Here is a 14,282-nt window from a genome sequence, read left to right on the forward strand (position 1 = left end):
AGTTTTTTTTGTTATTTGAGCCTCTGTAATTATTAAAAAATATAAAGAGAGGTGGCCGAGTGGTCGAAGGCGCACGCCTGGAAAGTGTGTATACCTCAAAAGGGTATCGAGGGTTCGAATCCCTTCCTCTCTGCTGTTATTTTTTTGTTTTTAATTACTTTATTTTTTATATCTTTAACACTTTAACTAATAAAATTAAGATCGAGAACATGAAAAGATTATTTTCTATCCTTGCCATAACAGTGATGGTGGCATTCGGAACTGCTAATGCAACGACAATTGCTAACACTAGTACAGCCGTAACAACAGTTACAACTATGACACAAGAAGACGCAGCACCTGCTGAAGAACTTGGATTTCATCAAGAATTAAAAAAGAGGTTTATTGAAGGAGGCCCAGGATTCATGGGAATTGTATTATTATGTTTAATTCTTGGATTAGCAATTGCTATAGAAAGAATTATCTTTTTAAATTTATCTACAACTAACACAAAGAAGTTAACTCAAGATGTAGAAGATGCATTATCTTCTGGAGGAGTTGAAGCTGCTAAAGAAGTTTGTAGAAACACAAAAGGTCCTGTTGCTTCTATTTACTATCAAGGTTTAGATAGAACAGATGAAGGTCTTGAAGCTGCCGAAAAAGCTGTTGTTGCCTACGGTGGAGTTCAAATGGGACAATTAGAGAAGAATGTATCTTGGATTTCATTATTTATCGCCCTAGCACCAATGCTTGGTTTCATGGGAACGGTAATTGGTATGATTCAAGCCTTTGATAAAATTGAAGCTGCTGGAGATATGCAACCATCTCTTGTTGCAGGTGGTATTAAAGTAGCACTTTTAACAACTGTATTTGGTTTAGTAGTGGCTATTATACTTCAAATTTTTTACAATTATATTATTGCTAAAATTGATAGTATTGTTAACAATATGGAAGATGCTTCTATCACGTTAATGGATCTATTAATTAGAAACAAAAAGTAATAATTTAAAAAACTAAAAAATTATGGGTTTACATAAAATTTTAAAAATTGTAGCTTTTGCTTTAGCTATTATTGGTGCGGTATTTGCGCTAATAATTATGGCTGGAGACGAAGAGACAGCTCAAAACATGAGCGGTAACATGCTTTATATAGCTTATGCAGTATTAGGTATTGTGTTGTTGTTAGTTCTGCTTTTTGTAATCAAAGGATTGTTTGCTGGAGATATTAAGAAGACGTTAATGACAGTTGGTGCATTTGCAGCAGTAGTTATCATATCTTATGTTATTTCATCAGGGACAGATTTAAATTTACAACCTTTTAATGATAAAGGCTTAGGCATAACAGAATCTGTTTCAAAGAACGTAGGCGCGGGATTATACACCTTTTATATACTAGCAGCGTTAGCAATTGGCTCTATGCTATATGGTGGAGCTAAAAAAATGTTAAATAAATAAAATTATGGCAAAAAGAGCAGCACCAGAAGTAAATGCAGGCTCAATGGCCGATATTGCTTTCTTACTATTAATATTTTTCTTAGTAACAACTACTATTGAAGTTGATTCAGGTATTAATAGAAAGCTTCCACCTATGGAAGAGTCTGATGAAGATGTGATTATCAAGCAAAAAAATATTTTTACTGTATTATTAAACGGTAGAGATCAATTACTTGTTGAAGATAATATCATGGAGCTGAAGGACTTAAGAAAGGCAGCCAGAGAGTTTTTAGATAATGGCGGGGACGGATCTTGTTCATACTGTAAAGGAAAAAAAGATCCTTCATCTTCGGATAATCCAGACAAAGCCATTATTTCTTTAAAGAACGAACGTGAAACATCTTATAAAATGTATATAGCTGTTCAAAATGAATTAGTAGCAGCATACAACGAATTAAGAGATGCTAGAGCCCAAGCATTATATGGGCAAGCATTCACGGAAATGGAAGCTAATTATAAAGATGTTAACTGGCCAGGGAATAAAGAAAAGTTGAAAGAGAAAATTGATCAAATTAAACTTGATTATCCTCAGAAACTTTCAGAAGTACAATAATTTAAAATTTAACATTAATAAATATGTCTAAATTTAAAAAGAAAAAGGGAGGAGAAATCCCTGCAGTAAATACAGCGGCATTACCAGATATTGTATTTATGTTATTATTCTTTTTTATGGTAGCCACAGTAATGAGGCAGAATACCTTAAAAATTCAAAATAATTTACCTTTTGCGGATCAGGTTGAGAAACTTGATAAAAAGGATTTGGTAATGTATATCTATGCTGGAAAACCTAGTCAAAATTATAAGCAGTTTGGAACTGAAGCCAGAATCCAGCTAAACGATGATTTTGCTAGTGTTAATGATATTGCAGCTTTTATCGCTCAAGAACGTGCTTCAAAACGTGAAGAATTAATTCCATTTTTAACTACTGCTTTAAAAGTAGATAGTGATGCCAACATGGGATTGATTGGTGATATTAAGCAAGAACTGCGTAAAGTTAATGCACTTAAAATAAATTACACTACCAAAAAAGGAAGTGTATTTGGAAGAGATTAATTTTATAAACTTAATTTTATACAAAGGCGTTTTGATTTATCAAAACGCCTTTTATTTTTCAATTCAATGACTATTTTAGTTATTATTGTGATGTTATTTTTATAGTCTAATAATTTATATTGTAAAATGAAATATCTTTTTTTGGTTTTAATTTGGTTTTCTGGCGTCGTTTTAAGCAATGCGCAAGAAAATAATACTAAGGAAATTGATTCATTATACAAAGAAGATCATTTCTATGCAGGTGTAACATATAACTTATTAGATAACAAACCTACAGACCTTAACCAAAGTGGTTTTTCGTTAGGTTTTCATTTAGGGTATATAAAAGATATGCCAATAAATAAAAATAGAAATGTAGCCATAGGAATAGGATTGGGGTATTCTACAAATTCTTTTAATCAAAATCTTCTTGTTAATAAAGATAGTACTGGTGATTTTGTTTACAGTATTATAGAAGATGATCAAACTTATACTAAAAATAAGTTTTCTAGTCATTTAATTGAAGTTCCTATAGAATTTAGATGGAGGACTTCTACTCCTTCTGAATATAATTTTTGGCGAATTTATACTGGTTTTAAATTTGGTTATGCTGTAATAAATTCGTCTAAATACGAAGGCGATTTAGGACGCTTAAAATATACTAATAATAGAGATTTTAACAATTTTCAATATGGATTAACCATGAGTGCTGGTTATAACACATGGAATTTTCATATTTACTATCCATTAAACTCGATATTTTCTAAAGATGTTATAGTAGAAGGGAAACAGTTAAACTTAAATGTGATTAAAATTGGTTTAATGTTCTATATTTTATAACCAATAATTCACTAAAATTAGTTGCGGAAGAATTCCAATAAAAACTCCAATTATCAATTCAATCGAAGTATGTGCTTTTAGATGAAGTCTAGACGTTGCAATTGCGCCCATGATTATAGACATTAAAGCTAGTGTACCATTAATGTTAATACTAAAATGGATACTTAGTGCTATAAAAAACATAAATACGCCTGAAATAGCAATCATATGAATACTCGCTTTAAACTTTAAAATAGCAAGTATTAGGCAGGCCATATTAGATATTAGAATACCGATAAAGAAAAAATAAAGCTCTATTGCCTGCGATGGTGTTAAAATACGTTGTAAAACAATTAGAATTACAATTCCATTTAAAATAAGTGGATAAATTCTTTCTTTTGTAGATTTTAGGTTTATTGTATTAACAATCCCAATTGTTTTTAGTAAAAAATACAATAAAATTGGAAGTATAATAGTGAGTATAAAAAGCGAGATTACTTTAGCTTGAATAATATCTAAAGGAATATATCTTGGAGATTTAGAAAAGTAAAAGATAACGCCTAATAATGGCATTATTAGTGGGTGAAAAATATATGAAATACTTCTAAGCAGCTTATCCATCATATTTTTTTACGTAACCGTGCTACAGGGATATCGAGTTGCTCCCTATATTTGGCAACGGTACGTCTAGCAATAGGGTAACCTTTTTCTTTTAAAATGGAAGCTAAATTTTCATCTGTTAATGGTTTTTTCTTGTTCTCTTCTTCAATAACAGTTTCAAGAATTTTTTTAATTTCTCTAGTTGAAACATCTTCTCCTTGATCGTTTTTCATTGATTCAGAAAAGAATTCTTTAATTAATTTGGTGCCATAGGGTGTGTCTACATATTTACTATTTGCTACTCTTGATACTGTTGAAACATCCATATTAATTTCATCTGCAATATCTTTAAGAATCATGGGCTTTAGGTTACGCTCGTCGCCAGTTAGAAAATATTCTTTTTGATAATGCATAATAGCACTCATAGTAACAAAAAGGGTTTGCTGGCGTTGTTTTATGGCTTCAATAAACCATTTGGCTGCATCTAGTTTTTGCTTAATAAAAAGCACTGCATCTTTTTGAGATTTAGATTTGTCTTTCGAGTCTTTATAACCTTTAAGCATATTATTGTATTCTCTCGAAACATGCAACTCTGGTGCATTTCTGCCGTTTAGTGTTAATTCTAATTCTCCTTCAACAATCTTTATCGCAAAATCTGGAACTACATGTTCTACTATTCTATTGTTACCTGCGTAAGAGCCACCTGGTTTAGGGTTTAAATGTTCTATTTCTGAAATGGCTCCTTTTAATTGTGTTTCGGAAATATTAAATTTCTGAAGTAATTTTTTGTAATGCTTTTTTGTGAACTGATCAAAGGCATTATCAATAATGTTAATTGCCAATTCTGTATCTACCGTTTTTTCTTTTCTATGAAGTTGAATACTTAAACATTCTTTTAAATTTCGAGCACCTACCCCGGCTGGGTCAAGTTGATGTACTATTTTTAAAACTTTCTCAATTTTTTCTTCAGTGGTATAAACGTTTTGCGTAAAGGCCAAATCGTCCATAATATCGGTTAGTTCTCTTCTGATATAACCACTCTCATCAACACTTCCTACAAGAAACTCAGCGATTTCGCGTTCATCTTCAGAAAGTCTGTATGTGTTTAATTGATTTATTAAATGCTGGGTAAATGATGTTCCCGCCGCATAAGGCATGGTTCGTTCTTCATCATCACTACTATAATTATTGGCTTGTGTACGATAATCTGGAATTTCATCATCGCTCAAATATTCATCAACATTAATATCTTCGGTATTTATGGAATCGTTATTATCATACTCATCATTCGAGTTATCGAAATCTGAATCTAACTCGTTTTGAGATTCTTCCTTACCACCTTCCAATGCCGGGTTTTCTTCTAATTCTTGCTTTAAACGTTGTTCAAAAGCTTGCGTTGGCAGCTGAATCAATTTCATTAATTGAATTTGCTGCGGCGACAGTTTTTGAGATAATTTAAATTGTAAATGTTGTTTAAGCATATATTATAAATAGGTTGCTACTCAAAGATAAAAAAAGGGAACTGTAAACCAAAGTTCAATTTTATAATGATTTTTGCTAGAATTCTGCATTTTGTGGTGTTCTTGGGTAAGGTATAACATCTCTAATATTACCCATACCTGTGGCGAACATGACTAATCTTTCAAAGCCTAAACCAAATCCAGAATGCACTGCGGTACCATATTTCCGTAAATCTAAATACCACCAAAGGTCTTTTTCTGGAATATTAATAGCAGCCATTCTTTCTTTTAAAATATCTAAACGCTCTTCACGTTGCGCACCACCAACAATTTCTCCAATTCCTGGGAATAAAATATCCATAGCGCGAACCGTTTTACCATCATCATTTAAACGCATGTAAAATGCTTTGATGTTAGCAGGGTAGTCAAACAATATAACAGGACATTTAAAATGCTTTTCTACAAGATAGCGTTCATGTTCACTTTGTAAATCCGTACCCCATTCATTAATTAAAAACTTAAATTTCTTTTTCTTGTTTGGTTTAGAATTTCGTAAAATATCGATTGCTTCAGTATAACTAACACGTTTAAAGTTGTTTTCTGTTACAAATCTCAACTTTTCTATTAAAGTCATATCGCTACGTTCTGCCTGTGGTTTTCTTTTTTCTTCATCCTGAAGTCGATTATCAAGAAAATCTAAATCCTCTTTATTGTTGGTTAAGATATATTGTATTACAAACTTCATGAAGTCTTCGGCTAAATCCATATTACCGGCCAAATCCATAAAAGCCACTTCTGGTTCAATCATCCAGAATTCTGCTAAATGACGCGATGTGTTTGAGTTTTCAGCTCTAAATGTTGGTCCGAAGGTGTACACTTTACCTAAAGACATGGCATAAGTTTCTGCTTCTAACTGTCCAGAAACGGTAAGATTGGTTTCCTTTCCAAAGAAATCCTTTGAATAATCTATATTTCCTTCTTCATTTTTCGGTGGATTTTGAAGGTTTAGATTGGTGACCTGAAACATTTCACCTGCACCTTCAGCATCGCTTCCTGTAATGATTGGAGCGTGCATGTAGTAAAAGCCATTATCGTTAAAGTATTTATGTATGGCGAAAGAAAGCGCCGAACGTAAACGCATAACCGCACTAAAGGTGTTAGTACGCGTACGTAAATGGGCATTTTCTCTTAGAAACTCGAATGAATGTTTTTTAGGTTGAATAGGGTAGGTTTCTGGATCAGAATCTCCTAGAACAATTAATTCTTTAACTTGAATTTCAACTTTTTGCCCTTGACCTTGGCTTTCAACAAGCTCTCCTTTTACATGAATAGCAGCTCCTGTTGTTATTCTTTTTAACAACGCTTCATCAAAATTTTCAAAATCGACAACACATTGGATATTGTTTAACGTAGATCCATCATTCAATGCTATAAAACGATTTGCTCTAAAGGTTCTTACCCAACCTTTAATTTCTACTTCTGGGATAATAATATCTTCTGATAATAATTCTGAAACAGTTTTCAATGTCACTCTAATTTTAAATTAATAGTGTAAATATAACGGTTTCATTCATCAAAATTCAATTTCTAAATTCCAAAAATTCTCGAAAACAGAAAATTTATGATGGTTTTAATAGAATTGGAATTTAGTCGATTGTTTCGTCCTCTTCGGGTATAATATTAATGGTTGGTTCTCTAAGTACCTGTTTGTTCGCAATGCTACGTTCTAGTGAAAGTAAAAGTGATGGCAATAGCAAAAGGTTAGATAACATTGCAAAAAGTAATGTGGCTGAAACTAAAGCTCCTAGAGCAACTGTACCTCCAAAACTTGAAATTGTAAACACCGAGAAACCAAAGAATAACACTATTGATGTGTAAAACATACTAACACCAGTTTCGCGTAGCGCGCCATAAACCGAAACCTTAATTTTCCATTTATTCGCTTGAAGTTCTTGTCTATATTTTGCTAAAAAATGAATAGTGTCATCAACAGAAATACCAAAAGCGATGCTAAACACTAAAATAGTTGATGGTTTAATAGGAACACCTAAATAACCCATTAATCCGGCAGTTACTAATAATGGTAATAAGTTAGGGATAAGCGATATGATTATCATTCTTCCGGAACGAAACATATATGCCATAAAAAGGGCAATTAAAAAGATGGCTAATGATAATGAAATCACTAAGTTTTTAACCAAATATTTTGTGCCTTTTTGAAATACTAAGGCTTTACCTGTCATGGTGATATTGTAACGATCTTTCGGAAAAACTTTATCAATTTTAGTTTGAAGGTTTTCTTCTATACGTTCCATTTTGTCTGTGCCAATATCTTTCATAAAGGTAGTGATACGCGCGTATTGCCCTGTACTATCTACGAAATTTTTAAGTAAATCTACATTAGACGATGAGTTTTTGGCGTAGGATAAAATGAAACTATTTTCTTGAGAAGTTGGTAACTGATAAAACTTGGTGTTGCCATTGTAATAAGCTTGTTTAGAGTATTTAACTAACCCGACTACAGAAACTGGTTTTGAAAGCTCAGGTGTTTCAATTATTAAATCTTCCAGTTCGTCCATTCGCTTCAGTGTAGATAATTTCATTACCCCTTTTTTGCGTTTGGTGTCCACCATTATTTCTAACGGCATAATACCATTAAATTCTTCTTCAAAAAATCGAATGTCATTTACGAATTCTGAATCTTGAGGCATATCTTCAATTAAACTACCTGAAATTTTAATCTGATAAATACCAATAATACTTACAACAAGTAAAAGAACAGAAACAATGTAAATAGCAATACGTTTTTGTTTTACCATGCTTTCCATCCAATTTACAAACCCACCAATCCAACGTTTATTTAGATGTTCTAAATGGCGGTCTTTTGGGTAAGGTAAAAAGCTGTATATTATTGGAATGATAAGCAAGCATAAGATAAATATGGCTAAAATACTTAGTGAAGCTACGATACCAAACTCCTTTAAAAGTTTGCTTTCAGTAAGTATAAATGTTGCAAAACCCGATGCGGTAGTTACATTAGTCATTAATGTAGCATTACCAATTTTAGTAATAACACGTTGTAAAGACTTTACTTTATTACCATGTAATTTTACTTCGTGTTGATATTTGTTAATTAAGAAAATACAGTTAGGGATTCCAATTACAATAATTAAAGGTGGTATAAGCGCTGTAAGAACGGTAATTTCATAGTTTAATAATCCTATAATACCTAAGGTCCACATCACACCAATACAAACAACTATTAATGAAATAAAGGTGGCTCTAAACGATCTAAAAAAGAAAAAGAAAATAATTGATGTTACTAGCAGTGCAGCAATAATGAACATACCAATTTCATCTACGATATTTTGAGAATTTAGAGTTCTAATGTATGGCATCCCAGAAATACGCACATCTAAATTTCTGGCTTCTTCAAAGCTTTTTATTTGGGGTTGTAATATATTGGTAACAAAATCTTTTCTGGCGGAAGTATTAACTATATCTTTTTTTAGATAAATTGCTGTACGGATGGTTTTTGTTTCTTTATTAAACAAAAAGTTATCGTAGAAAGGATATTTTTCAAAGAGCTCATTTTGTAATGTTTCAATTTGAGCTACCGAGCTAATAGAATCTTTAATAAAAGGCTCTAATTTAAATTTTTGGTTATCTGAATCTTTTATTAATTTTTGAAGATCTTTAATTGAAATTACAGTTTCAACAGCCTCATTGTTTTTAAAATCGTCTGATAATTTATTCCAAGCATTTAAATTTTCAACTGAAAATAAGGTGCTATCCTTTACTCCAAGAACAATCAAGTTGCCCTCTTCACCAAATGTTTTTAGAAAATCGTTATAGATGATATTTACCTCATGGTCATCAGGTAATAAATTGGCTTCAGTATAGGTAAAACGCATGTTCTCCCATTTCTGAGCTAAAAGAAAAGTAGCGATTGCAATACCTACAAGAATAGCAATTTTATTACGTAAAATTAATCTTGCGGTAACGTCCCAAAAATCCTTTGTAAAAAGTTTTAACATGCTTTAGATAAAAGTTGGGCAAAGGTAGAAAAAACAAGTATAATACCTCATAATGAGACGTTAAATGTAAATTTAAAAGCAATATTATCGCCAAACTCGGGTAAATGGTATGCACCATAACGATAAGTAAAACTTAACCCGAAACCAAATAACAGTTTATTTAGTTCAAAACCAGATTCGGTATAACCTTTTTTTAATGACCCAAAAGTTACGTTTTGGTGTTTTTCTGGGCTCTTCATATCTCCGATGGCAAAACGCGAAATTAATACCAATTGTGGTTTAAAACGTTCAGAAATATTAAAAGGTTTTATAAAATGTTTTAATTGTAGGGTAGCAAATTTATCAGAGAAGAATTCGTTAAAATACATGGTTTCAAAACTATTTAAACCGGCCACCGAAAATCGCTGTAAAATAGTTTCTTTAGTAATATTGTTTGGATATGCATGATATAGATGAGTTAAAGGTGTGCTTCCTCTAGCGATACCTGAAACTAAAGTAATTTCTGAAAACGAATGGTCTTTGTTCCCTATTTTTTGTATGGTTCTAAAATCTAGTTTAGAAAACCCAAAGTCGCTTCCAAAAACATCTTTAAAGCTTTTAGTGTACTGAAATGTGAATTTTGGATATTCATTTTTAAACGCATCAGAACCATTTTCAAAAGGACTCCATTGTAAAGCAATTTTGGCGGTGCTTAAATGAAAAGCATCAAGCGTAGTCGTATTATTTACTGCGTAACTATAATTATAAGTTGGATTTATGTTGCTTACAGCAAATTCAGTTTCTGAAATTAAATTTGGTGTAATTTCATGTTCTAATGCTATCGATTTTGTGATGTGTTTGTGAAATAAATCGATATTTAATAAACGTGGTTCAAAAAACTGAAAAAAGCGCTTATCCGTTAAAAATTTGGTGCTTCCCGTTTCTTGTAAATCATCAGTATAAGATAGATTTAACCAAGTTTTAGTTTTTTCTGCTAATCGTATTCCGCCACCAAAACTATATTTAAATCGGTGATCTATAAAACCATAAACCAAATAGGTGTTAAAGCGGACTTTCTCTGAAAAAGTATTGTTAGTTTCTCCCCCAAGGCCAGTTCTAATACCTTCGTATTGATTGAATTTTATAAGATATCTTAAGTCTATGTTGAAGTACTTTGAAGGTAAATATCCGTTGCCAATACTCTGTAATAGTTCTTTCTTCTTAATAGAGTCTTGCTTTGGTTCTATTGTTTTTTCATCAATAGTTTGCGCAAATATTAGAGGCGAGCACATTAAAAAAAAGAGAATAGAATAACGTTTAAACATTTGCAATGTGCCCTAAATACTAGATGAATTATAAAAAAGGCGACTAAAATGTCGCCTTGATATTATACGGTCATAATTTCCTTTTCTTTATTGTCGAAAAGATCATCAACTTTTTTAACGAATTTGTCGGTCATTTGTTGCACATCTATTTCGGCATTTGCTTTTAAATCTTCTGACGCTTCATCTATTTTTTTAATGTCGTTATTAGCATCTTTACGCGCTGCTCTAATACTTACTTTAGCATCTTCTGCTTCAGCTTTAGCTTGTTTTGCGAGATCACGACGACGTTCCTCAGTTAGAGGCGGAACGTTTATAATTATAGTTTCTCCATTATTCATAGGGTTAAACCCAAGGTTGGCATATGCAATACCACGTTCAATTTCTTGAAGCATGCTTTTTTCCCAAGGTTGAACCGTAATGGTTCTACCATCTGGGGTATTTACATTAGCAACTTGACTTAGAGGTGTTTGAGAACCATAATAATCTACCATAACACTTCCTAACATGGCAGGACTTGCTTTTCCAGCTCTAATATTAACAAACTGTTTTTCTAAATGCTTAATAGCATTATCCATTGCTTCTTTTGTAGAATCTAATATAAATTGTATGTCTTCGTTCATGTTTTAAACTTTTATTTCAAATTATATATAAGCTGTCAAAAATTACGCCAATTTTTAAACATTAACAACTGTTCCTATATTTTCACCTGAAATTACTTTAAGTAAGTTTCCTTTTTTATTCATATCAAAAACAATAATTGGAAGTTTATTTTCTTGACTCAGCGTAAAGGCAGTTGTATCCATAACTTTCAATCCTTTTCTCAAAACATCATCAAAGGATATGTTATTAAATTTAATCGCCTTGGCATCTTTTTCAGGATCGGCATTATAAATACCATCAACTCGAGTGCCTTTTAAAATAACGTCGGCTTCAATTTCAATAGCTCGTAATACTGCAGCAGAATCGGTAGTGAAATACGGGTTCCCAGTACCTCCGCCAAAAATAACAACACGACCTTTTTCTAAATGGCGCATGGCTTTTCTTCTTATAAAAGGTTCTGCTACTTCATTAATTTTAATGGCAGATTGTAATCTTGTAGGTAAACCAGCATCTTCTAATGCGCCTTGAAGTGCTAATCCATTAATTACAGTTGCTAACATACCCATATGATCCCCTTGCACACGATCCATGCCTTTGCTGGCTCCTGCAACACCTCTAAATATATTACCACCACCAATTACAATGGCAACTTCTACACCAAGGTCTGTGATTGTTTTTATATCCTGAGCGTATTCTGCTAATCGATCTGGGTCAATACCATATTGTCGGTTGCCCATTAAAGCTTCACCAGATAGTTTAAGTAGTATTCTTTTATATTTCATCAGTTTGTTTTTGTTAATTTATGGTCTGATGTCATTCACCAAAACAGATTAATTTAATTCTAATATAATTGTAGTGGCTCATTTCATAAGTTATTTACTGAGGTTGAGCAAAGCTACATAATTTTTTTATTTTTTGAATTTATATGAAACCTGATTTTTAGAATAAAAAAAACCACCATATTTTAAAAATATAGTGGTTTTAAATTTTGGTAAAATTCCTTTAATAGAAATATATTATCCTACTGATGCACGTTTGAAACCTGAGATTTCAACATCGCCGTATGTAGCAACGTATGCTGCAACACTTTTCTTTTCATCTTTAATGAATGTTTGATCAAGTAAACATTTCTCTTGATCTAAAGTAGTGTTATCAGAAATAAAACGCTCCATTTTTCCTGGTAAAATTCTGTCCCAGATTTGTTCTGGCTTACCTTCAGCTTTTAATTCAGCTTTTGCTTCTTCTTCAGCTTGCGCTAAAACTTCAGGAGTTAATTGAGCCATAGAAATGTATTTTGGTACATTTTTAAGCGTTTTACCTAAACGACCTAACTCGATATTATCTTTTTCAATTACTGCAATTCTTGCTTCGGTTTCTGAAGCTACAAAAGCAGGATCAAAATCTTTATAAGATAAAGTAGTTGCTCCCATAGAAGCTACTTGCATTGCAACATCTTTAGCTAAAACATCAGCATTATCAACTTTCGCAGTTAATCCTACTAAAGCAGCAATTTTGTTAATATGCACATAAGCACCAACGTAAGTCGCTGATAATTTTTCGAAAGAAGTGATATCTAGTTTTTCACCAATTACACCAGTTTGTTCAACTAATTTATCGGCAACTGACATACCACCAAAATCTGCAGCTAAAAACTCTTCTTTAGTGTTACAGTTTAATGCGATATCAGCTAATTGATTTGCTAAGGCTAGAAAGTTTTCGTTTTTTCCAACAAAGTCAGTTTCACAACCTAAAACGATTGCAACACCTTCAGTTTGGCTATCATTTATTTTTGCAACAGCAGCACCTTCAGAAGAATCTCTATCGGCTCTTTTCTCTGCAACTTTTTGTCCTTTTTTACGTAAAACTTCGATAGCTTTATCAAAATCACCACCAGCTTCAACTAAAGCTTTTTTGCAGTCCATCATTCCTGCACCTGTTGCTTGTCTTAATTTGTTAACTTCAGCAGCTGTAACTTTTACTGTAGTACTCATAATTATTATAATTTAAAAAAGTCGTTCAATAAATTTTCAAAAAAGAAAAGAACTAAACGACTTATTTGTGTTTTTATTAATGTTTTTTATTCTTCTTCTTCAGCAACGGCTTTTTTAGCTGGTGCTTTTTTAGCTTTTGGAGCTTTAGGCGCTTCTTCTTTTGAAGATGCTGCAGCTTCTTTTTCAGCTTTACGTTCTGCTAAACCTTCAGAAATAGCAGATGTTACGTGCGTTAAGATTTTGTCTATTGATTTAGAAGCATCATCATTTGCAGGAATAACATAATCAACCTGACGTGGGTCAGAGTTAGTATCAACCATTGCAAAAATTGGAATGTTTAATTTTTGTGCTTCTTTAATAGCAATATGCTCACGCTTAATATCTACAACAAATAAAGCTCCTGGTAAACGTGTCATATCGGTAATAGAACCTAAGTTTTTTTCTAACTTAGCTCTTAAACGATCAACTTGTAAACGTTCTTTTTTAGAAAGTGTCATGAAAGTACCGTCTTTCTTCATTCTATCAATAGAAGCCATTTTTTTAACAGCTTTTCTAATAGTAACAAAGTTAGTTAACATTCCACCTGGCCATCTCTCTGTGATGTAAGGCATGTTAATTTCTCCTGCTTTTTCAGCAACGATATCTTTTGCTTGCTTTTTTGTTGCAACGAATAAAATTTTGCGTCCTGAAGCTGCAATTTTAGCAAGTGCTGCTCCGGCTTCATCAATTTTAGCCGCTGTTTTGTAAAGGTTTATAATATGGATGCCGTTACGCTCCATATAAACGTAAGGTGCCATATTTGGGTCCCACTTACGTGTAAGGTGTCCGAAGTGTACACCTGCTTCAAGTAATTCTTTTACTTCTACTGCCATTTTGTAATAGTTTACGTTCTGTTGAATTAGCAATGTTCCATTTGGCTCTAGGCTCTTGGCTTCATTTAGATGCTAAACTAAATCCTGTCTTTTT

The 14,282-nt window shown here is 32.4% G+C and carries 14 protein-coding genes and 1 tRNA gene; 6 read left to right on the forward strand and 9 right to left on the reverse strand.

Translation table 11 applies throughout. The annotated features are described in order from the left end of the window. The first annotated feature begins 45 nt into the window (after positions 1-45). The 6 genes from BUA46_RS08320 (at position 46) to BUA46_RS08345 (ending at position 3,345) form a co-directional block, all read left to right on the forward strand. Positions 46-133, forward strand: a tRNA-Ser gene (locus tag BUA46_RS08320). Between the two features lie 76 nt (positions 134-209). After that, entirely contained in the window at positions 210-980 is a 771-nt protein-coding gene (locus BUA46_RS08325; protein WP_019386714.1) for a MotA/TolQ/ExbB proton channel family protein, read from the forward strand. A gap of 22 nt (positions 981-1,002) precedes the next feature. After that, positions 1,003-1,434: a hypothetical protein gene (locus BUA46_RS08330; RefSeq protein WP_019386713.1), complete on the forward strand. Its 432-nt coding sequence runs from the start codon at positions 1,003-1,005 to the stop codon at positions 1,432-1,434. 4 nt (positions 1,435-1,438) lie between these two features. Then, complete coding sequence (locus BUA46_RS08335; protein ID WP_019386712.1) at positions 1,439-2,026, forward strand: ExbD/TolR family protein; 588 nt, start codon at positions 1,439-1,441, stop codon at positions 2,024-2,026. A 23-nt stretch (positions 2,027-2,049) separates the two neighbouring features. Further along, complete coding sequence (locus BUA46_RS08340; protein ID WP_019386711.1) at positions 2,050-2,526, forward strand: ExbD/TolR family protein; 477 nt, start codon at positions 2,050-2,052, stop codon at positions 2,524-2,526. Positions 2,527-2,652: 126 nt separating this feature from the next. After that, complete coding sequence (locus BUA46_RS08345; RefSeq protein ID WP_019386710.1) at positions 2,653-3,345, forward strand: porin family protein; 693 nt, start codon at positions 2,653-2,655, stop codon at positions 3,343-3,345. Here BUA46_RS08345 and BUA46_RS08350 read toward each other — a convergent pair. The 9 genes from BUA46_RS08350 to rpsB all read right to left on the reverse strand — a co-directional run bounded on the left by BUA46_RS08350 (position 3,340) and on the right by rpsB (position 14,188). Next, the gene (locus BUA46_RS08350; RefSeq protein WP_050981758.1) at positions 3,340-3,948 is read right to left on the reverse strand and encodes a hypothetical protein; all 609 of its coding nucleotides are present in this window, start codon (positions 3,946-3,948) and stop codon (positions 3,340-3,342) included. The genes BUA46_RS08345 and BUA46_RS08350 overlap by 6 nt on opposite strands. After that, positions 3,945-5,405, reverse strand: coding sequence for an RNA polymerase factor sigma-54 (rpoN, locus tag BUA46_RS08355; protein WP_019386708.1), 1,461 nt, complete (start codon positions 5,403-5,405; stop codon positions 3,945-3,947). The genes BUA46_RS08350 and rpoN overlap by 4 nt, the downstream gene beginning before the upstream one ends. Positions 5,406-5,481: 76 nt before the next feature. Next, entirely contained in the window at positions 5,482-6,909 is a 1,428-nt protein-coding gene (gene asnS, locus BUA46_RS08360) for an asparagine--tRNA ligase (protein WP_019386707.1), read from the reverse strand. A gap of 121 nt (positions 6,910-7,030) precedes the next feature. Then, on the reverse strand, positions 7,031-9,421 hold the full coding sequence (locus BUA46_RS08365; protein ID WP_019386706.1) for an efflux RND transporter permease subunit: 2,391 nt from the start codon (positions 9,419-9,421) through the stop codon (positions 7,031-7,033). A 47-nt stretch (positions 9,422-9,468) separates the two neighbouring features. Further along, positions 9,469-10,692, reverse strand: coding sequence for a DUF5686 family C-terminal domain-containing protein (locus tag BUA46_RS08370; protein WP_019386705.1), 1,224 nt, complete (start codon positions 10,690-10,692; stop codon positions 9,469-9,471). Between the two features lie 95 nt (positions 10,693-10,787). Beyond that, positions 10,788-11,345: a ribosome recycling factor gene (gene frr / locus BUA46_RS08375; RefSeq protein WP_019386704.1), complete on the reverse strand. Its 558-nt coding sequence runs from the start codon at positions 11,343-11,345 to the stop codon at positions 10,788-10,790. 54 nt (positions 11,346-11,399) lie between these two features. Beyond that, positions 11,400-12,107: a UMP kinase gene (gene pyrH / locus BUA46_RS08380; RefSeq protein WP_019386703.1), complete on the reverse strand. Its 708-nt coding sequence runs from the start codon at positions 12,105-12,107 to the stop codon at positions 11,400-11,402. A gap of 234 nt (positions 12,108-12,341) precedes the next feature. Next, positions 12,342-13,316: a translation elongation factor Ts gene (gene tsf / locus BUA46_RS08385; RefSeq protein WP_019386702.1), complete on the reverse strand. Its 975-nt coding sequence runs from the start codon at positions 13,314-13,316 to the stop codon at positions 12,342-12,344. Positions 13,317-13,402: 86 nt separating this feature from the next. Then, entirely contained in the window at positions 13,403-14,188 is a 786-nt protein-coding gene (gene rpsB / locus BUA46_RS08390) for a 30S ribosomal protein S2 (protein ID WP_019386701.1), read from the reverse strand. Positions 14,189-14,282: the final 94 nt, after the last annotated feature.

It is taken from the genome of Algibacter luteus (genome assembly GCF_900141715.1).
Lineage (GTDB): Bacteria > Bacteroidota > Bacteroidia > Flavobacteriales > Flavobacteriaceae > Arenitalea > Arenitalea lutea.

Coding starts and splice junctions, on each gene's coding strand:
- BUA46_RS08325 (WP_019386714.1), top strand. CDS start 210: ATGAAAAGATTATTTTCTATCCTTGCCATAACAGTGATGGTGGCATTC.
- BUA46_RS08330 (WP_019386713.1), top strand. CDS start 1,003: ATGGGTTTACATAAAATTTTAAAAATTGTAGCTTTTGCTTTAGCTATT.
- BUA46_RS08335 (WP_019386712.1), top strand. CDS start 1,439: ATGGCAAAAAGAGCAGCACCAGAAGTAAATGCAGGCTCAATGGCCGAT.
- BUA46_RS08340 (WP_019386711.1), top strand. CDS start 2,050: ATGTCTAAATTTAAAAAGAAAAAGGGAGGAGAAATCCCTGCAGTAAAT.
- BUA46_RS08345 (WP_019386710.1), top strand. CDS start 2,653: ATGAAATATCTTTTTTTGGTTTTAATTTGGTTTTCTGGCGTCGTTTTA.
- BUA46_RS08350 (WP_050981758.1), bottom strand. CDS start 3,948: ATGATGGATAAGCTGCTTAGAAGTATTTCATATATTTTTCACCCACTA.
- rpoN (WP_019386708.1), bottom strand. CDS start 5,405: ATGCTTAAACAACATTTACAATTTAAATTATCTCAAAAACTGTCGCCG.
- BUA46_RS08365 (WP_019386706.1), bottom strand. CDS start 9,421: ATGTTAAAACTTTTTACAAAGGATTTTTGGGACGTTACCGCAAGATTA.
- BUA46_RS08370 (WP_019386705.1), bottom strand. CDS start 10,692: ATGTGCTCGCCTCTAATATTTGCGCAAACTATTGATGAAAAAACAATA.
- frr (WP_019386704.1), bottom strand. CDS start 11,345: ATGAACGAAGACATACAATTTATATTAGATTCTACAAAAGAAGCAATG.
- pyrH (WP_019386703.1), bottom strand. CDS start 12,107: ATGAAATATAAAAGAATACTACTTAAACTATCTGGTGAAGCTTTAATG.
- tsf (WP_019386702.1), bottom strand. CDS start 13,316: ATGAGTACTACAGTAAAAGTTACAGCTGCTGAAGTTAACAAATTAAGA.
- rpsB (WP_019386701.1), bottom strand. CDS start 14,188: ATGGCAGTAGAAGTAAAAGAATTACTTGAAGCAGGTGTACACTTCGGA.